Origin of the sequence: Nitrobacter sp. TKz-YC01 (assembly GCF_047824785.1) — a bacterium.
Taxonomy (GTDB): domain Bacteria; phylum Pseudomonadota; class Alphaproteobacteria; order Rhizobiales; family Xanthobacteraceae; genus Nitrobacter.
The window spans coordinates 328,410-347,535 of the sequence record NZ_CP181167.1 but is presented as its reverse complement, the minus strand read 5'-3'; the positions used below and the strand labels follow the sequence as shown (position 1 = coordinate 347,535).

Sequence of the window (19,126 nt, the reverse complement as noted above, 5' to 3'; positions counted from 1 at the left end):
ACAATCGTTTCGTAAATGTCGCGGCTACGCATTTTTCCGCTGCCCGATTCCCGTTCACGGTCTGGACTCTAGCCCCTCGAATCCGCTTAAGCATAATGGTGGTCGATTCGTGAACGGCGAACGGGTTGCCGATCGAATATCATCGCGCGGTTTTTGGGGCAAAGATGTCAGGCGTAATCGGGGTGATGCGTCGGACCTTGCTGTCATGCACCTCGATGGTGCCGGGCAGCATCGCGGGCGCCGGCGCGGTCAGCCTCATCGACACCTCGCCTGCCTGGGCCGCCGAACCGGCGCTGACCGAGCGGCTGCTCCAGGCTTTCACAAATCTCAGCCGGCAGGATCTGACGGCGCTGGCGATGGCGCTCGGCGTGCTGAGCTTCTCGGTGGTCGCCGCTATCCTGCTGATGCGCACGCGCATCCGCGCCGCCGCGAACGAACAGCGGTTGCGCGGCGAGATCCGCGAACTTCAATCGGAGACCGACCGCTTTCGCGCGCTGCTGTTCGTGGAGCCGCAGATTCTGATATCATGGGGCGCGGGCGAGGACCGCCCCCAGATCAGCGGCGATATCGCGCTGCTGCTGCCGCAGGATGCAAAGCAGCCCTTGCGGATTCTGGCGTTCGGAACCTGGCTGCCGCCCGAGTCGGCGTTGCAGATGGATCACGCGGTCGATGCGCTGCGCGGCGCCGGAGAAGGCTTCCTACTCAATCTGGTCACCTCGGCCGGCCGCACCGTGGAAGCGATGGGCCGCGCCATCGGCGGCCAGGCCATCGTGCGCATCCGCGATCTCGGCGGCTTGCGGCGCGACCTTGCCGAGATGACGCTGCGGCACGGCAGTCTGCTGGCGGAGACGGAAATGCTGCGGGCCTTCGCGGCCGCGGCGCCCTGGCCGCTCTGGGCCAGGGGCGAGGACGGTCATCTTTCCTTCGCCAACGCAGCCTATGCGCGCGCGACTGACGCTGCCGACGCAACTGATGCCATCCAGCGCAATCTCGAACTGCTCGACAGCGAGGATCGGATCGCGATGGCGCGGGCGCTGAACGATCATGCCGCTTTTGCCGCGCGATTGCCGATCGTCATCGGCGGCGAGCGGCGCATGTACGACGTTCACGCGCTCCGGACCGGCGGCGGAAGCGCCGGCATCGCGCTCGACGCCAGCGAGGCGACGGCGCTGAGCCAGGCGCTAGCGCGAATGGCGGACGCGCATCGCCGGACCCTCGACCAACTGTCATCCGGCGTCGCCGTGTTCGACGGCCAGCGGCGGCTCGCTTTCTACAACGACTCCTACCGCCGGCTGTGGGATCTCGACCGGCCCTTCCTCGACGGACATCCCGACGATTCCAGCGTGCTCGATCGCCTGCGCGCCGGGCGCAAGTTGCCGGAGCAGCCGGACTTCCGCGCCTGGAAAGCCCGCCTGCACGAAGCCTATCGCGCCAACGAGGCCGTCAAGGACGTATGGTATCTGCCGGACGGACGCGCGCTCAGCATCGTCACCACGCCGAACCCGGAAGGCGGCGTCACCTACCTGTTCGACGATGTCACCGAAAGCCTGGATCTGGCCCGCCGATATGACCGGCTCATCACCGTGCAGCGCGAGACCCTCGACAGCCTGACCGAAGCGGTCGCGGTGTTCGGCAGCAACGGCCGCGCACAGCTTTTCAATCCGGCCTTCGCGCGGATGTGGAAGCTTTCGCCCGAGGCGCTCGCGCAGCGGCCGCATATCGATACCGTCGAGGCGTGGTGCAAGCCGCTGTTCGACGACAATGACGCGTGGCGCACGATCCACAAGGCGGTCACCAGCATCGACAATCGCACCGCGGTGCCGCTCAAGCTCGAACGCAAGGACGGCAGCATCCTGGACTGCATGACCATGCCGCTGCCCGACGGCGCCACCATGCTGACCTTCCACGACATCACCGACAGCGAGAACGTGGAGCGCGCGCTGCGCGAACGCAACGATGCGCTCGAGGCCGCCGACCAGATGAAGGTCGATTTCGTCCACCACGTCTCATACGAACTGCGCTCGCCCCTGACCACCATCATCGGCTTCGCTCACCTCATGAACGATCCCGGCACCGGACCGCTCACCGAGAAACAGGCCGAGTATGTCAACTACATCACCTCGTCGACCGACGCGCTGCTGGCGCTGACCAACAACATCCTCGACCTCGCCACCATCGACGCGGGCGCCATGACGCTCGAACTCGGGCCGGTCGATGTCCGCAAGACCATCGCCGCGGCGGCGGAAGGCATTCAGGACCGCCTGACCCGCGACCACATCGTGCTGAACGTCGATGTCGATCCGGACATCGGCGACTTCATCGGCGACGAGCGCCGCATCATCCAGATCCTCTATAATCTGCTTGCCAACGCCGCCGGCTTCTCGCCGCCGGACTCCGTGATCACGGTCAGCGCCCGGCGCACCGAGCACAGCGTGAGATTCGCCGTGATGGACGAAGGCCCCGGCATTCCGCCGGACGTCAGGGACAAGGCGTTCGACTGGTTTGAAAGTTACGCGAACGGATCGCGGCATCGCGGCGCGGGCCTTGGCCTGTCGCTGGTGCGCTCCTTTGTCGAACTTCATGGCGGCCGCGTGCATTTCGATCCCGCCGTCAAGAGCGGCACCAGGGTCGTTTGCGACTTTCCGCTCGACCGGAGCGCCCACCGGAACGCCGCCGAATGAGCGAGCCGTCGAGATTCGGGGTCGCGCTCGTCGACGAGAGCGCGACCGCGCATCTGATGGCCGACCTCGCGCTGCTGATCGGTCCCGGCGACGTCGTCACGCTGTCGGGTGATCTCGGCGCGGGCAAGACCGCGGCCGCCCGCGCCTTGATCCGGTATCTTGCGGGCGACGACACGATCGAGGTGCCGAGCCCGACCTTCACGCTGGCGCAGCATTACGATCTGCCGCCGTATCCCCTGCTTCACGCCGACCTCTATCGCATCAGCGGTCCCGGCGAACTGGAGGAGATCGGTCTCGCGCCGCTGCCCGAGGACGCGGTGGTCCTGATCGAATGGCCGGAGCGCGCCGCCGGCGGCCTGCCTGCCGACCGGATCGACATCGCCATCAGCCATCGCCCGGCGCTCGGATCAGCGGCGCGCGCCGCCGAAATCACCGGCTACGGCAAGGCCGCGGCGCAGGTCGCGCGGCTGGCGGCGCTGCGGCGGTTTCTCGACGATGCCGGTTATCTGGACGCAAGGCGGCAACGCATGGCGGGCGACGCCTCGACGCGCTCCTATGCCCGGCTGATCCGCGACGACGCCAGCCTCATCCTCATGAACGCGCCGAAGCGGTCCGACGGCCCCGCGATCCACGACGGCAAGTCCTACAGCGCGGCGGTGCATCTGGCCGAAGACGTCAAGCCCTTCGTCGCCGTCGCGCGCGGCCTGCGCGACCAGGGCTTTTCCGCGCCGCAGATCCATCATGCCGATCTGGAGTCGGGATTCCTGATCACCGAGGATTTCGGCAGCGCCGGCTTTGTCGAAGGCACGCCGCCGGCGCCGATCGTCGAGCGCTATCGGGCGGCGACCGATCTGCTCGCCGCACTGCACGGCCGAACGCTGCCTGACACGCTTCCTTTGACGGCGGAGACGGCCTACGCCATTCCCGCGTTCGACCCTGAAGCGATGCTGATCGAGGTCGGCCTGATGCTGGACTGGTATCTGATCGACCGCGGCATCGAACCAGGCGAGACCCTGCGCGCAGAATTCATGGCCATCTGGCGCGCATTGCTGGCGAAGCCGGATGCCGCGTCCGCAACCTGGGTGTTGCGTGACTTCCACTCGCCCAACCTGATCTGGCTGGAACAGCGCCACGATATCGGAAAGGTCGGCATCATCGACTTTCAGGACACCGTGCTCGGTCCCGCCGCCTATGATCTGGTCTCGCTGTTGCAGGATGCGCGCGTGGACGTTCCCGAATCGATCGAACTCGCCTTGCTCACCCGTTACGCCAAGACGCGGATGGGATCCGAGCCGCATTTCGATCCCGCCGGTTTCGCCGAGAGGTATGCCGTCATATCAGCGCAACGCAACACCCGGCTGCTCGGCACGTTCGCGCGGCTCAATCGGCGCGACGGCAAACCACACTATCTGCGACACCAACCCCGGATCTGGACCTATCTCACCCGTTCGCTCGCGCACCCGGCCTTGTCGGCGGCGCAAGCGTGGTACCAGAAACACGTTCCGCCTCCGGCAGGTTGAAGCGTTTTGTTTTACGCCTTTTTAGAAGTCGCGGCTGTAGCCTCGCAACGCCGGTTCTATCCTTCGGATCGCGGCACGGTCCTCCTCCCTGGAGTCCTTCACCTCTTCAGGGAAACGGTGAAAGACTCTATCTTTATGTTTTGACGCGTTTTCTTCACGCGAACCGGATTCCACTTCGCTCGAAAACGCTACAGGCGGAGCACATCATGGGCACGGAACGACGTAAAGGCGAGCGCGTCACCTTCGAGCGCGGCTACAGCGCGCACATGATGGGCATCGACGGCACCTGGCGCCGCAACTGCACCATGGAGGATGTGTCGGAAATCGGAGCCAAGCTGACCGTCGAAGGCTCCATCGAAGGCCTGCATCTGAAGGAATTCTTCCTCCTGCTGTCATCCACGGGTCTCGCCTATCGCCGCTGCGAACTGGCCTGGGTCAATGGCGACCAGATCGGCGTCAATTTCCTGAAGCAGGCCGACAAGAAGAAAAAGACCGGCCGGCAAAACAGCGCCACGGCCGACGCCTGAGCCGCATCCCGTCCCGTATCATCAATCCGGCAGCCTCCCGATGTCATGGCCTCGTCATCATCTCAGGGGTGTATGGCCGCAGTCATCGATGCGATTCGCGGCGGGTCGTGATCCTCATTCGAAAACGCTATAGTTCGCTGAATCGACAATGTGCGTGAGTTAATGTGGTGGTTCAGAAGTTAACATCAAAGGTTGCGGCAAGGGTATGCGAACTTCGGAAATCAGGACCCTAGGACATGACGACCCCTCCCACCAAAGCCATGGTTCTCGCCGCGGGCCTCGGCCTGCGCATGCGGCCGCTGACCGAACGGATGCCCAAGCCGATGGTGCCCGTGGCCGGCAAGCCGCTGCTTGATCACGTGCTGGACAGGCTGGCGGACGCGGGCGTCGGCGAGGCTGTCGTCAACGTGCGCTATCTGCCCGACCAGATCATCGAGCATGTCGCGCAGCGCGACCGGCCGAAGATCATCATCTCCGACGAGCGCGATCAGGTGCTGGGCACCGGCGGCGCGGTGGTGAAGGCCCTGCCGCTGCTGGGCGGGACGCCGTTCTTCCATCTCAATGCCGACACGATATGGATCGACGGCGCGCGTCCCAACCTGACGCGGCTGGCCGAGGCCTTCGATCCGGCACGCATGGACATTCTGCTGCTGATGGCGCCGACCGCGAGCAGCATCGGCTACTGCGGCAGCGGCGACTACGCCATGCTTCCCAACGGAGCGCTTCGCAGGCGGCAAGAGAACCAGGTCGTGCCGTTCGTCTATGCGGGGGCCGCCATCCTGTCGCCCGCGCTGTTCGACGGCGCGCCGGCAGGCGAGTTTCCGCTGACCGCGATGTTCGACCGGGCGGGCGAGCGGGACCGGCTGTTCGGACTGCGGCTCGACGGCGTCTGGATGCATGTCGGAACACCCGATGCGGTCCATGCCGCGGAGAAAGCCGTGCTCGCGAGCCTCGTCGCCTGACGGCTGCCTCTCAACCGGTCGCCGCACTTGGAGCACGTTCGCTTCTGATTGAATCAGAAGCGAGGCTCTAGATTATTGTTTTGACGCATTTTGTTGCGGCGAACCGGCATCCACTTCGCCGGAAAATGCTCTAGGTGCGGGGCCGAGCGCCCTGCGCAGCATAGATGGCCCCGTGATCTGTCCATGTACTGATGTCTGGCACGTAGCATGGGAAGGCATTAGAGACTATCAAGGGCTCACGTTGAGACTGACGCCATTCGGCGTGCGCCGCCAAGACTTGAGATCGAGCCTTTCCGCGTCGGCGGCGGAAAAGCCGGGGGAGTACATGAACGCCGTCGAGATTGAGGAAGCCATATCGGCGCTCGCCGAGCAGCCGTTCGACCCGGCGGAGTTTCCCTGGCGGTTCCTGCAAGCCTTTGGAAACAAGGACACGACGCTCAAGCGGCTGCGCGCCGGACACACCAACAGTTCCGATGTCGGCGGCGTGCTTCAACGCGACAAGATCCATATTGCCGTCGCCCCGCATGGCGAGGTGAGCACTACCCTGGCCGCGTTGAAGGCGAGTCCGGCGACCGCCAAAGCGAAAGCGAAATTCATTCTGGCGACGGACGGCGAATGGTTCGAGGCCGAGAATCTGGTGTCGGACGCGGCGCCGATCGTCTGTGCTTACGCCGACTTCCCCGACCATTTCGGATTCTTCCTGCCGCTCGCCGGTATTTCGACGGTGCGCGAGATCAGCGACAACGCCTTCGACATCCGGGCGACGGGACGCCTGAACCGCCTTTATCTGGCGCTCCGGCAGGAAAACCCCGATTGGGACACGAGCGCGCGGCGTCCGGACATGAACCATTTCATGGCCCGGCTGATCTTCTGTTTCTTCGCCGAGGATACCGACATTTTCCTGGGCGGGCGCCTGTTCACCGACACCATCGCGCAGATGAGCGCGCGCGACGGCTCGGATACTGATTTCGTGATCGGCGAGATGTTCCGGGCGATGAACACCAAAATCGCCGACCGCGCCGACGCCAAGCTACGGCCCTGGGCGGACGCTTTCCCGTATGTCAACGGCGGGCTGTTCTCCGGCAGTCTCGACGTGCCGCGTTTCAACCGCACCGCGCGGTCCTATCTGCTCAACATCGGCGGCCTCGACTGGAAGAAGATCAATCCGGACATCTTCGGATCGATGATCCAGGCCGTCGCCGAGGACGAGGAGCGCGGGGCGCTCGGGATGCACTACACTAGCGTACCGAACATCCTGAAAGTCCTGAACCCGCTCTTCCTTGATGATCTGCGCGCGAAGCTCGATGAGGCCGGAGACAACGCCCGCACGTTGCTGAACCTGCGCAAGCGCATGGCGCGGATCAGGGTATTCGATCCAGCCTGCGGGTCCGGCAACTTCCTCGTCATCGCCTACAAGGAAATGCGGGCCATTGAGGCGGAGATCAACAGGCGGCGCAAAGAGGACGGACGCAAGAGCGAGATTCCGCTGACCAATTTTCGCGGCATCGAGTTGCGCGATTTCCCGGCCGAGATCGCGCGCCTTGCGCTGATCATCGCGGAGTATCAATGCGACGTGCTCTATCGTGGTCAGAAGGAAGCGCTGGCCGAGTTTCTGCCGCTCGACGCCGAGAACTGGATCACCTGCGGCAACGCGCTGCGCCTCGATTGGTTGAGCATCTGCCCGCCAACTGGGACAGGCGTAAAGCATCAGGCCGATGATCTGTTTCACACCCCGCTCGATCAGGCGCAGATCGATTTTGAGAACGAGGGCGGCGAAACTTACATCTGTGGGAATCCGCCGTATCGAGGAAGCCAACAGCAGACATCGGAACAGAAAGAGGACCTTGAAGTGAGGTGGTGCCGGTTTCTGAGACAGGGGCATAAGGTGGATCGCCCGATGAAAAGGACGATCCGGTATGAAGACACGCAGACGATTTACGGCTGAGTTCAAGGCCAAGGTTGCGCTTGAGGCGATCCGTGGCGAGCGGACGATTTCGGAACTGGCGACAAAGCACCAGCTTCATCCGAACCAGATTACGCAGTGGAAACGGCAGGCCATCGAGAACCTGGCCAAGACGTTCGACGACAAGGCTGCTGATGCGCAGGTCGGCCGGGAAGCCGAGGTGACCAAGCTGCACGCCAAGATTGGCCAGCTTGTCGTTGAGCGGGATTTTTTGGCCAAGGCCTTCGATCGCTGAGCCTGGATCGGAGGAGAATGATGATTGACCCCGATCACAACCGGCTCTCGATCCGCCGCCAGTGCGAACTGGTCTCGATCTCGCGGGCGTCGTTCTACCGACAGCCCGCCGGCGAGACGCCCGAGAACCTCGAACTGATGCGCACCATCGACGAGGCCTTCATGGAGACGCCCTGGTATGGCTCCCGGCAGATGGCCCGGCATCTGCGGCGTCAGGGCTGGTGCGTGGGTCGCAAGCGGGTCCGGCGGCTGATGCGCAAGATCGGTCTGTCGCCGATCTACCAGGCGCCGAGAACCAGCGAGCCGCATCCGCAGCATCGCATCTATCCCTACCTGCTGCGGCACCTGGCGATCGAGCGGCCGGATCACGTTTGGTGTGCCGATGTGACCTATATCCCGATGCGGCGCGGCTTCCTTTACCTCGTGGCCATCATGGACTGGTTCAGCCGCAAGGTCCTGGCCTGGCGGTTGTCGAACACGATGGATGCCGACTTCTGTGTTGCCGCTCTCGAAGAGGCGATCGCCTGCCATGGCAGGCCCGACATCTTCAACACCGACCAAGGCTCGCAGTTCACTAGCTTCGCCTTCACGACGACGCTGAAGGATGCCGGCATCCGCATCTCCATGGACGGGCGCGGCCGCTGGATGGACAACGTCTTCATCGAACGACTGTGGCGCAGCCTCAAATATGAGTGCGTCTTCCTCAGCACATTCGAAACGGGAAGCCAAGCCCGCTGCGGCATCGGCTCCTGGATAGACTATTACAACCGGCGACGCCCGCACTCGACCTTCGCCGGCAGGACGCCCGACGAAGTCCATGCTATGGCGGAAATGACGGAGCAATTGGCGGCGTAGAAACGAACCCGATCCACCTTAGCCAGGCCGCCAAACTGTCTCACCAAGCGGGTCCACCTCAAATATCAATGGATATTTGATCTCTGGATTTAACATCGAGGTTTCTGCTGCTCGCGGAGCATTATTCGGAATGCCCGAGATGTTGTTCGGAAACATGCCTAATGATGGTGGCGCCCTTCTACTATCGCAGGAAGAAGCACACGCTGCCATCAAGAATCACGGAGTTGATTCCAGCTTCATAAGAACTTTCGTTGGATCATATGAATTCATAAACGGTATACAGAGGAATTGTATCTGGGTTTTGCCAGATCAATATAGAATGGCAGCTGACAACGCATTCTTGAAGAGTCGGTTTGAGCAGGTTCGGCAGGTTCGATCAGCATCCAACCGTGCTGCAACGCAAGAATTGTCCAGGATTCCTTTTTCCTTTGGCGAAGTCAGGCAGAGAGGCAACGAAGTTGCGATCGTTGTTCCTCGTATTACCTCAGAGCGTCGATTTTATCTTCCTGTTGGCTTGATCCACCAAGGGGCAATTATTAGCAGTCAAAATTTTGCGGTTTACGATCCCCCGCTTTGGGTGTTTGCACTGTTGGCCTCAAAGATTCATCGAACTTGGATTGCTACGGTTTGTGGAAGGACAAGGACCGACTTTGCCTATTCCAACACTCTCGGCTGGAACACCTTTCCCGTCCCGACGCTCACCGAGAAGAACAAGGCCGACCTGACCCGCTGCGCCGAGGACATTCTGCTGGCGCGTGAGGCGCATTTCCCGAAGACCATCGCCGACCTCTACGATCCCGAAAAGATGCCCGCCGACCTGCGCGAGGCCCATGAGCGCAACGACGAGGTGCTGGAGCGCATCTATATCGGCCGCCGGTTCCGGAACGACACCGAGCGGCTGGAAAAGCTGTTCGAGCTTTATACCAGGATGACGGCAGGACGCCCCGGCAAGGCCAAGACTCCCGGAAAGGCTACCAGAAGGCCTTCCGTCGAAGCCCAATCCGAGCTATGATTACCTGTGATTACAGGAGATTACACATGAGCCAGGAAGCCGCCACGGCGCCGGTCACGATCCGCACCGCGAAGGAAACGGTGGACGAGATCGACGCGCTCGCCAGCGCGATGGATCGCTCCCGCAATTACGTCATCAACCAGGCGATCCAGCAATATCTCGATGCCAACGCGTGGCAGGTCGAGCGGATCAAGGCCGGGCTCGAAGATGCCCGCGCGGGCCGCGTCGAGCCTGCCGGTGACGTCTTCGCCACCATTGCCGGAAAGCACGGCTGGAAGCGTTGATGCGCCTCGTCGTCACGCGGGCGGCCGCGAGCGACCTCGACGGCATCATCGACTACATCGCGCTCGACAGTCCCGCCGCCGCGGAAAAGGTTTTTCGCGCGATCGTTTCCGCTACCGAGCATCTGATCGATCTACCCGACATGGGCCATGTCGGCCGTTTGCCGGACACCCGCGAAATCCCGGTTGCGGGATTGCCTTACCTGATCGTCTATCAGGTCGCCGCAGACACGATGACGATCCTTGCCGTCCTCCATGGCGCGCGCGATCTTGTGCGCGCTCTTGCCGAACGCCGAAACGAGACATCCCGATCATGACCACGGCCGCGCCCATTCCCGCCGTCTCCGTCACCTACGCCCGCAACGGGGCGTCGACCAAGGTCAACGCGCTGGGAATGCGGCCGATGCAGGAGGCCGCCTTCGAGAAGCGCGGCGAGCAGTATCTGCTCATCAAGTCGCCGCCAGCCTCCGGCAAGAGCCGCGCGCTGATGTTCATCGCCCTCGACAAGCTCGCCAATCAGGGACGGAAGCAGGCCATTATCGTCGTTCCGGAGAAATCCATCGGCGCCAGTTTCCATAATGAGCCGCTGAGCAAATTCGGTTTCTGGTCCGACTGGACGGTCGAGCCGAAATGGAATCTGTGCGACGCGCCGGGGAGCGACAACGGCGGCAAGGTCAATTCGGTCGAGGCGTTCCTCAAGAGCGACGACAAGGTGCTGGTCTGCACCCATGCCACCTTCCGTTTCGCGGTGGACCGGTTCGGCGTCGAGGCATTCGACGATCGGCTGATCGCAGTCGACGAATTCCATCACGTCTCCGCCAATCCGGACAACAAACTCGGCAGCCATCTCGGCGCGTTCATCGCCCGCGACAGGGTGCATATCGTCGCGATGACGGGGTCTTATTTCCGGGGCGATGCCGAAGCCGTTCTGACGCCGCAGGACGAAGCGAAATTCATTCCGTCACCTATACCTATTACCAGCAACTCAACGGCTATCAGTATCTGAAATCGCTCGACATCGGTTATTGCTTTTACAATGGCCCTTACACCGACGATCTTTTGAAAGCGCTCGATCCTTCCGAGAAAACCATCATCCACATCCCGAGCGTGAATTCGCGCGAAAGCACCAAGGACAAAATCCGGGAAGTCGAGCACATCATCGACGAACTGGGCGAATGGCAGGGCACCGACGACGCCACCGGATTTCAGCTGGTCAAGACGCCGGACGGCCGCGTCCTGCGGATTGCCGATCTTGTGGATGACGATTCCGCGAAACGCGACCGCGTATCTGCCGCGTTGAAGGATTCATCGCAAAAGAACAACCGCGATCACGTCGACATCATCATCGCCCTTGGCATGGCCAAGGAAGGATTCGACTGGATCTGGTGCGAGCACGCGCTCACTGTCAGCTATCGCTCATCGCTCACCGAAATCGTGCAGATTATCGGCCGTGCCACCCGCGATGCGCCGGGCAAGACCCGCGCACGCTTCACCAACCTGATCGCCGAGCCGGACGCCTCCGAGGAAGCGGTCACCGAAGCCGTCAACGACACGTTGAAAGCCATTGCTGCCAGCCTGCTCATGGAACAGGTTCTGGCGCCGCGTTTCGAGTTCAAGCCCAAGAACCCGCAAAGCGGACCTGTCGAGGGATTCGATTACGGTGAGGGCGACTATGATCCAGGCAAGTGCAACGTCGGATTCAACGAGCAAACGGGGCAGTTCCAGATCGAGATCAAGGGACTCGTGACGCCGAAAAGCGAGGAAGCGCAGCGCATCTGCCAGCAGGATTTGAACGAAGTAATTGCCGCCTTCGTACAGGACAAGACCACGATTGCGCGAGGCTTGTTCGACGGGGAACACGCGGGCGGCGAAACCTTAGCAGAGGAACTGACGCAGCTCCGGATGGGCAAGATCGTCAAGGACAAGTATCCGGAACTGACCGAGGAGGATCAGGAGGCCGTGCGTCAGCACGCCGTTGCGGCGCTCAATCTCACACAGAAGGCCAAGGAGGCTGCTTTCGGCGGCGATGGAGACAAGAGCCCGAACACCGCCTTTGTCGATGGCGTCCGCAAGTTTGCCATGGACGTGCGTGACTTGGACATCGACTGATCGACCGGATCAATCCGTTCGGCGAAGCCTATGCCATCCTCGCCAAGACTATGAGCGAGGAGAGCCTGAAGCAGGTCGCGGCGGTGATCGGGGCCAAGCGGATCAACCTCACCATCGAGGAGGCGCGCGAACTGGCCCGGCGTGCCCTGAAGTTCAAGCAGGAGCGCGGCCGGTTGCCTTCGATCACCTCGCCGGACGCATGGGAAAAGCGCATGGCCGAGGGTGTGGCCTTCCTTCAGCGGATGAAGGCGGAGGCCGCGCGTGCCTAAAGGATTCACCGACGAGGATGATGAGCTTCTTGCCGAGCTTGGCGTCGAAACCGAGACGAAGAAGGAATCCAGCCGGTCGCCGCGCGAGGAACGGATTATCGCCGGGTTCGAGGAGCTTCAGCGGTTCGTCGACCAGCATGGCCGCGCCCCGCAGCATGGCGAGGACCGCGATATCTTCGAACGTCTTTACGCCGTTCGCCTCGATCGGCTGCGTGCGCAGGCCGATTGCCGCGCGGTAATCGAACCCCTTGATCACCAAGGACTCTTGGCGGGGACTGCGCCTGCGCCGGTCGACATCGTCCCCGACATCGACGATGACGAACTTCTGGCGCAACTCGGCGTCGACGCCATGGCGTCCGACGACATCACGGAGCTTCGGCACGTCCGATCTTCCGCGGAAAAGCGCGCGGCCGAGGAGATCGCCAATCGGGAAAAATGCGAAGACTTCGACACGTTCAAGCCGCTGTTCGAGCAAGCACGACGCGAACTTTCAGCCGGTATCCGGGAAACGCGTCCCTTTCAGACCATGGCCGAAATTCAGAAAGGTGAATTCTTCATCGTCGGTGGACAAGTCGCCTATGTTGCGGACGTCGGAAAGGAATTCATCTCGCAGTATGATCGTCGCGACAGCCGGTTGCGGGTGATCTACGACAACGGAACGGAAAGCGACGTCCTGCTGCGCTCGCTCCAGCGCGCCCTTCATCGCGACGAAGCGGGTCGACGGATCACCGATCCCGTTGCAGGGCCGCTTTTCGCGGGAGAGAGCGAGGACGACGATCTGGCGAGCGGCACGATCTACGTACTGCGGAGCAAATCCGATCATCCCGCGGTCGCCGCCAACCGCGACGTCCTGCACAAGGTCGGCGTCACGGGCGGCAAGATCGAAACCCGCGTTGCGAATGCCCGCCTCGATCCCACCTTTCTGATGGCCGATGTGGACATCATCGCCACCTACAAGCTCTCCAACGTCAGCCGCGTGAAATTCGAGAACCTGATCCATCGGATTTTCGGTTCCGCTAGGCTCGATATCGAGATCAAAGACCGTTTCGGGAATCCTGTTGTCCCCCGCGAATGGTTTCTGGTGCCGCTGTTCGTGATCGATGAAGCCGTCGAGCGCATCAAGGATGGGACGATCACGGGCTACATCTACGATCCGAAGACGGCATCGCTGGTGAAGGATTCGAAGCGGTGAGCGGAACGCATCCAGAATAAACCCGCGTCGGTGGTCTTTCCTGTCGGAAACATTCCTGTCGTTCCGAAAGCGCAAAGCGCAGCGGACAGGCGCGGCGTCCGGCCATTGGCACGTTCAATGACGTATCGTCGGAGAATGTGCGGTTGAACGGTCATCGCATTTCCAACTGGTTTTCGTCAGCACGCTTTTCGTCATCCGGCTTCGGCGGCAAAAATCTCCGACCTGTCCGCTTCTCCCATGCTTCAAGCTCGGTCGCGCCAGTCTGCCGAAACCTTTTCAGCTGAGGAATAATATCAAGACTCGCTGATCAAAACCGGTAAGCCCAATCACGCATTCCGATGCACATAATGCGCCAAGGTTGATCGATTAGCCTGTTCCAGGCGAAGCAGCAGTGATCGACGATATCTTCGTAGGACTTGAACACGCGGTTCGACAGCCAGTTGTCGCGTATGAACTGCCAGACGTTTTCCTGCGGATTAAGTTCCGGGCATTTCGCTGGCAGCGGCAGGATCGTGATGTTGGATGGAACGATCAACCGGCTCGACAGGTGCCAGCCGGCCTGGTCGAGCAGCAGAATGACATGCTTGCTTGGCGCGACCTCGGTCGCGATTTCGGCCAGATGCAAGTTCATCGCCTCGGTGTTGCATGCGGGCAGGACGAGGGCGGCGCCCTTGCCGTCCTTCGGGCAGATCGTACCGAAGATGTAAGTGGAAGCGGTTCGCTGGTCGCGTGGCGCCGAAGGCCGCGTTCCGCGCAGCGCCCGGCGACGCGTGATCTTGTTCTTCTGGTCGATGCGCGCCTCGTCGCCAAACCATATTTCTGTATCGGCTGGATCGACGCTCTTGTCCTTGGCAATTTCTGCCACTCGGGCGGGGAAAGTTTTTTAAAATTCTCGATCGCGCCCTTGGCTTGCGCATGATGACGCGGACGAGCGGAGAGTTTGCGATAGCCCATGCCTCGCAGCTCCCGGCTCAGAGTCTGCTTGGAGACGGTGATCATGAACTCCTCATACAGCCACTGGCAGAGATCGATGATGCGCCAACGGACAACGCCGTGAATGGCAGGGATCGGCCCGCTTTCGATCACAGCAGCCAACGCCTGACGATGCTCGTCCGCGAGCCGAGACGGCTGACCGGGCGCCTTGCGATCAAAAAGCCCGTCCGGGCCGAGGGCGTTGAACTTCATCACCCAATCGCGAACAATTTGCACGCCAACTCCGCCGATCCTGGCTGCTTCCGTCCGCGTCGCACCGTCGTAGATTGCGGCCAGAGCCAGAAGTCGCCGCGCCTGCGGCCCGTCTTTCAACCGCCTGGCAGCGGACCGTGTCGTCTATGCGTTGAAATCAGCTCGCAGTGGCAGGGGCGACATGGCGAACCTCCCTCGTTCGCCATCTTGAATCAGCCCGCCGCTGATTCGAAAAGCCATACAGAGTCACGCTCTCCGAGATTTGGTATTACGTCCGCGACGTTCTGCGCGGCAAGAAATTTGCACTGCTCATCGTCGAGGTGGATCGCGATGAACGCCTGAAGATCGTCCGGTAAACGAATGACCGAATTCTTGTCGCCGTGCGCGGCAGCAATGAGTCCTGAGCCTGACACTACTTTGGCAGACTTGTGCGATTGAGGGGCGGTCCAGGATTCCCGGATCAGTTTTTCTGTGACCCATGGGTGGTCGGCTTCTGGATGGTCGACCATGCGACGCCATACAAGAGTGCGGCCGATGCTGTGTTGCGTCGCAGAAAATCTTTCATCCATTCAAAATCAGTTGCGATGTCCCTGTGCTCTCGTGCGAGCTTGGTAAGCAGCCCTTCGCCGTTTGGTCCCGGCATAACTGCAACCGCAGTCAAAACCCGTTCCCAGCGTTGCGCCCAACCGCTCTGGTAAAACGCTCTGACCTTCGCCAGGCCCTCGATCACCAAATTCGGATTATCTGTGTAAGGCAGAAGTTCCAGCCACGGTTCGATTTCCCATCCGTTTTGCCGCTTGTGCCACGCCTTGCTCTGATCGGTGCCGGCGTCCGCGATCCAATCGTCAATGGCCCGCATGACGAGGTGCGCATCGAGGACTTGCCCATCCATCGCCACAGCAGCCAACAATTCCCGTTTTGATGTGAGCGGTTGCGGCAGGGCAATCACCCGCGCGATCAAGCCATCCTGATTGCGATGCGGCATCGAGAGCGCGATCCGGGACAGCCTGATGGCCAGGTCTTGGCTGGGCTTGTCGTTTTCTGGGCGAGCAAGGCGATCAATCGCGGCCCAGATCGGATTGGCGTAGCTATTCGCGGGTTCAACGGGTATTGCGATCCTTGCCGCGCGTGCCGCTGCTACTTCATCAAACCGCGGCCAGCGCCGAAAGAAATCCGGCTCCGGGATTTTTAGCTGCTTATCTGAGACGTGTTTAAGAACAAGGGCGGCCTCGAACCCGAACTCCGGATGCTCTAGATACTTGACGACCGCGTGTGCGACATCGTCGCCTCCAATGAGTGAAAAAGCGTGCTGATACTGATTGCTGTATCGCATCGAAGCACCAGACCTTGCTTCAATATCACCCCGCCGCCGCGCATCAAGATAGCCGTCACGGGCCTTCGCCAGCCTCGCCAGTTCCTCATCAAGCAGCCGCGTTAGTTCGGACACGATTTCATGAAGGCCGAAGCGTCCGATTGCATTCGATACCTCGCACAGGTGCCATCGCCTCGATTCCGGTGAATTGCAGACGAACTCCGCCCATCGCCGCAAAATGCCAACCAGCGCGATTCTCTCTTTCGGATCGAGCGGAATGACCCGATTTTTATCATTCGTGTAGCTGTGCGCAGAAGCGAGGTCGCAAAGAGTATAAATAAGTGTCAAATCGACGGTGTTTGCACGCGCTATGAACGATGCGACAAACGCAGACGGCCGGGTTGCCGTGATTCGGTCCTTGAGCCGGTGATAATCGTCAGTCAATTGCCTATTATCACGGTCGGCTCGACGAGCTTCGGCGCATGCCAAAAACTTGTCGATCAAGGCTCCCGTGGTCTTGGGCCCGGCAAGAACCGCAACCTTGTTCTCGCTGCGCCTGTCCCTACTCGTATCGAGGACGGCTGCAACGATTGGTCCATCATCAACTACGTCGAGTTGATCGAGGAAGTCGTCGGTATGGAGCGGGAGTTCGAGCCCTGCTTCGATGCGCCTCTTCACTCCTTGCAGCACAGCGGCAGGTGCCCGCTCCTGCGCGAAATGCAATGATGAACCGCCTTGCCCGTACTCCACAGGAAACTCGGGATCGGCAATCGCAGCCGCAATCTTCGCATCCAGATCAGGATCGTCTGCCGAATAATCCAATAGAAAGCGCAACCGCTCGCTTGGCGTTTTCGCGGCTACAATTAGTTTGGTGCGCTCTTGTGCAAGCCGTTTGGTTGTCACCGGATTGGTCACTTCATCGTCATAACCGCGTGAAGCTACCAGCGCCCAAGTTTCCTCGTGCGCGACTGCAAGCAGAGCAGAGGCATGCCGTTCCGCGCGGCGAAATAGCAAGCATTGAACGACCTCGGCTTGCACCTTTGGGCTGGGATCTGCCTTGGCAAGCTCCGTCGCCAGTTCCATGCCATCGACGCCGCTTTCGGCCGCGATCAAGGCGAGGAGGTGTTCACGAGTATCGTCCCTCAGCGACGCCACCTTCGACACGAGATCAACTCCGAGCACGGAATGCCGGAAGCGCGGAGCCATGCGCAACGTCGGAAGCTGTATTTGAGAATCCGTGCTGGAAGCCAACGGCCATATGCGCGGCGCGAATTCAGGTCGCCCGGTCATGATCATAAAGCGCACCGCCCGGTCAACGTCTCCGGGCTTATGCCAGCGATCGACAAAGGCCATCACTTCGGCGCTAACCAACTTCCAGACCCCCGTACCCGAGCGATAAATCATTTCTGCCGCCAGCATTGGATCAATGGCGAGCGCAAGACGAACAGCATGCGCGATGATGGTAACTCCATCCTTTTCGCGCGAGACTCGCTCGACCGCAAAAAGAACCGACTCCTCCCATGCCGGTTGATCGAGGACAGCCGATCGCAACTGAACTTGCGTGCCCGAGTCACCGCTTACGCTCCTGCGCATCAGGTCCTCCACGTCGTAGCTGGCGAACCACTCTTGGAATTGCTGGTGCTGGAATGAGATTGTGCCGTTGCCCGAACCAGACCGTATCAAAACGTGGTGGCTCGTCAGGACGTCCAATGCCGTCGATGGCTCCAATTGTCCGGTCATCTGACCCTGCTGGCGAAGTTCGTTCAGGGCCTCTACAACCACCCGACGAGCCTCGGACTCAGCCATGGCCGTCGATGACGCAGCGTTCAGTTGACGCGCCAGCGCCCTTAGAACCGAGGCATGGCAACCGAGCAATATCGCGTTCAGCTTTTCGGTGTGCTCGCTTGCATATTCATGTTGTTCCACGAACAATCGCAAGACTTCTTCTTTTGTGGTCGGATGTACGCTGCGCGAAGCACCCCCGAGGAGGACGGAAAGATACAGCGGCGTTGCGACAAGCTGGCGCACGCCGCTGGTGCGCCAAGCATCATCGACAATCTTTATTCCCACGTCGCCGGACTGTGCTCTCGCGATAGCCATTTGCTGATCTTCCGACAGCAACTCAATCGCGATGCGTGGACCTCCAATCGGCACATCGAGCACCTGTCGGCGGGTTGTCGCCACGACACGCACATGGGGCCAGTCGAGCCGAATGCGGTCGAGATCGAGCCGAATGCGCTTGCGGGCCGCTGCGTCAAGTTCGTTCCAGCCGTCCAGCGCGAGCAACAGACGCCCACGCTCGGCAAGAGCCACGAGGTCATCGTGGCCAACATCCTTGAATGCGGCACGCCGCGAAAGCGTCGCGAGCAGGCCGTCGTTTCCGTCCGGTACATCGCCCAACCGGAAATACAGAGGAACAATTGTGCTGCTCGCAAGGACATGGCGAGCGAATTGCAACACCGTGGTCGTCTTTCCCGTGCCCGGCGGCGCTACAAGCGTAATCTCTGGCGCGACCTCCAAAGCCGGGGGAAGTTTGCTGATACTGAAAGGTGGTGTGTCGGCCTCATCGAGCAGCTTCAACGTCAACTCAACCTGTGTTCGGTCCCACAGTGGTCCTCGGGTGTACGTGGCCAGATCATCGGTAGCAGCGGCGTGGGCTTTCTGGAAGCGTGCACCGAATTCGGCATCGGCCGCGCCCGCATCGTCGGAAGCCGCTAGCAAGCCAATACGCGTTGCTTCTTCCGTCGGCGATAGAATGCCCGGTGATACGAGTTCACGGAACGCACGTTCCTGGGCTGTCAATCGGCCCTTTAATTGCGGGTTGTTGTCAACTCTCTTTTTGAAGCCATTCGGCAAAGTGGTAACGCTCGGCCCGACGGAGCAGGTCCGGGTTGCGCAGACGGGGCGAGCGCGGCTGGTGGATCGATAGCCAACTCGTATAGTGGGCCGATTAGCTGTCACCTGGCTTCAATGCGATCAGTTGCCCGTCGCTGGGGTCATGGTCCTTTCCGAGGTCGCAAGCGC

The 19,126-nt window shown here is 61.1% G+C and carries 11 protein-coding genes and 3 pseudogenes; 11 read left to right on the top strand and 3 right to left on the bottom strand.

Annotation, left to right across the window (positions count from 1 at the left end):
- The first annotated feature begins 164 nt into the window (after positions 1-164).
- The 11 genes and pseudogenes from ACMYR2_RS01620 to ACMYR2_RS01570 all read left to right on the top strand — a co-directional run bounded on the left by ACMYR2_RS01620 (position 165) and on the right by ACMYR2_RS01570 (position 13,605).
- On the top strand, positions 165-2,681 hold the full coding sequence (locus ACMYR2_RS01620) for a PAS-domain containing protein (RefSeq protein ID WP_416193577.1): 2,517 nt from the start codon (positions 165-167) through the stop codon (positions 2,679-2,681).
- The gene (gene tsaE, locus ACMYR2_RS01615) at positions 2,678-4,201 is read left to right on the top strand and encodes a tRNA (adenosine(37)-N6)-threonylcarbamoyltransferase complex ATPase subunit type 1 TsaE (protein WP_416193576.1); all 1,524 of its coding nucleotides are present in this window, start codon (positions 2,678-2,680) and stop codon (positions 4,199-4,201) included. The genes ACMYR2_RS01620 and tsaE overlap by 4 nt, the downstream gene beginning before the upstream one ends.
- 206 nt (positions 4,202-4,407) lie before the next feature.
- The gene (locus ACMYR2_RS01610) at positions 4,408-4,728 is read left to right on the top strand and encodes a PilZ domain-containing protein (protein ID WP_347265439.1); all 321 of its coding nucleotides are present in this window, start codon (positions 4,408-4,410) and stop codon (positions 4,726-4,728) included.
- Positions 4,729-4,964: 236 nt separating this feature from the next.
- On the top strand, positions 4,965-5,690 hold the full coding sequence (locus ACMYR2_RS01605; RefSeq protein WP_347265438.1) for a nucleotidyltransferase family protein: 726 nt from the start codon (positions 4,965-4,967) through the stop codon (positions 5,688-5,690).
- A 325-nt stretch (positions 5,691-6,015) separates the two neighbouring features.
- Positions 6,016-7,536: pseudogene (locus ACMYR2_RS01600) on the top strand (DNA methyltransferase); the annotation flags it as partial.
- Between the two features lie 70 nt (positions 7,537-7,606).
- Positions 7,607-8,742, top strand: a protein-coding gene (locus ACMYR2_RS01595) for an IS3 family transposase (RefSeq protein ID WP_416192834.1) whose coding sequence is annotated in 2 segments (ribosomal slippage) — positions 7,607-7,877 and positions 7,877-8,742 — 1,137 coding nt in all. Because the reading frame shifts where the segments join, the coding sequence is not laid out codon by codon here.
- Positions 8,743-8,872: 130 nt separating this feature from the next.
- The gene (locus ACMYR2_RS01590) at positions 8,873-9,754 is read left to right on the top strand and encodes a type IIL restriction-modification enzyme MmeI (RefSeq protein ID WP_416193575.1); all 882 of its coding nucleotides are present in this window, start codon (positions 8,873-8,875) and stop codon (positions 9,752-9,754) included.
- Positions 9,755-9,780: 26 nt separating this feature from the next.
- Positions 9,781-10,038, top strand: coding sequence for a CopG family ribbon-helix-helix protein (locus tag ACMYR2_RS01585; protein ID WP_347265420.1), 258 nt, complete (start codon positions 9,781-9,783; stop codon positions 10,036-10,038).
- On the top strand, positions 10,038-10,352 hold the full coding sequence (locus ACMYR2_RS01580) for a type II toxin-antitoxin system RelE/ParE family toxin (RefSeq protein WP_347265419.1): 315 nt from the start codon (positions 10,038-10,040) through the stop codon (positions 10,350-10,352). The genes ACMYR2_RS01585 and ACMYR2_RS01580 overlap by 1 nt, the downstream gene beginning before the upstream one ends.
- A pseudogene (locus tag ACMYR2_RS01575) lies at positions 10,349-12,413 on the top strand (DEAD/DEAH box helicase). The gene ACMYR2_RS01580 and the pseudogene ACMYR2_RS01575 overlap by 4 nt, the downstream one beginning before the upstream one ends.
- Complete coding sequence (locus tag ACMYR2_RS01570) at positions 12,406-13,605, top strand: GIY-YIG nuclease family protein (RefSeq protein WP_416193574.1); 1,200 nt, start codon at positions 12,406-12,408, stop codon at positions 13,603-13,605. Before ACMYR2_RS01575 ends, ACMYR2_RS01570 begins: the two are co-directional and overlap by 8 nt.
- A gap of 307 nt (positions 13,606-13,912) precedes the next feature.
- Here the strand turns inward: ACMYR2_RS01570 and ACMYR2_RS01565 are convergent.
- The 3 genes and pseudogenes from ACMYR2_RS01565 to ACMYR2_RS01555 all read right to left on the bottom strand — a co-directional run bounded on the left by ACMYR2_RS01565 (position 13,913) and on the right by ACMYR2_RS01555 (position 18,904).
- Positions 13,913-14,973: pseudogene (locus tag ACMYR2_RS01565) on the bottom strand (IS630 family transposase).
- Positions 14,974-15,002: 29 nt separating this feature from the next.
- The gene (locus ACMYR2_RS01560) at positions 15,003-15,299 is read right to left on the bottom strand and encodes a hypothetical protein (protein ID WP_416193573.1); all 297 of its coding nucleotides are present in this window, start codon (positions 15,297-15,299) and stop codon (positions 15,003-15,005) included.
- Complete coding sequence (locus ACMYR2_RS01555) at positions 15,251-18,904, bottom strand: NACHT domain-containing protein (protein ID WP_416193572.1); 3,654 nt, start codon at positions 18,902-18,904, stop codon at positions 15,251-15,253. The genes ACMYR2_RS01560 and ACMYR2_RS01555 overlap by 49 nt, the downstream gene beginning before the upstream one ends.
- Positions 18,905-19,126: the final 222 nt, after the last annotated feature.

Coding starts and splice junctions, on each gene's coding strand:
- ACMYR2_RS01620 (WP_416193577.1), top strand. CDS start 165: ATGTCAGGCGTAATCGGGGTGATGCGTCGGACCTTGCTGTCATGCACC.
- tsaE (WP_416193576.1), top strand. CDS start 2,678: ATGAGCGAGCCGTCGAGATTCGGGGTCGCGCTCGTCGACGAGAGCGCG.
- ACMYR2_RS01610 (WP_347265439.1), top strand. CDS start 4,408: ATGGGCACGGAACGACGTAAAGGCGAGCGCGTCACCTTCGAGCGCGGC.
- ACMYR2_RS01605 (WP_347265438.1), top strand. CDS start 4,965: ATGACGACCCCTCCCACCAAAGCCATGGTTCTCGCCGCGGGCCTCGGC.
- ACMYR2_RS01590 (WP_416193575.1), top strand. CDS start 8,873: ATGCCCGAGATGTTGTTCGGAAACATGCCTAATGATGGTGGCGCCCTT.
- ACMYR2_RS01585 (WP_347265420.1), top strand. CDS start 9,781: ATGAGCCAGGAAGCCGCCACGGCGCCGGTCACGATCCGCACCGCGAAG.
- ACMYR2_RS01580 (WP_347265419.1), top strand. CDS start 10,038: ATGCGCCTCGTCGTCACGCGGGCGGCCGCGAGCGACCTCGACGGCATC.
- ACMYR2_RS01560 (WP_416193573.1), bottom strand. CDS start 15,299: ATGGTCGACCATCCAGAAGCCGACCACCCATGGGTCACAGAAAAACTG.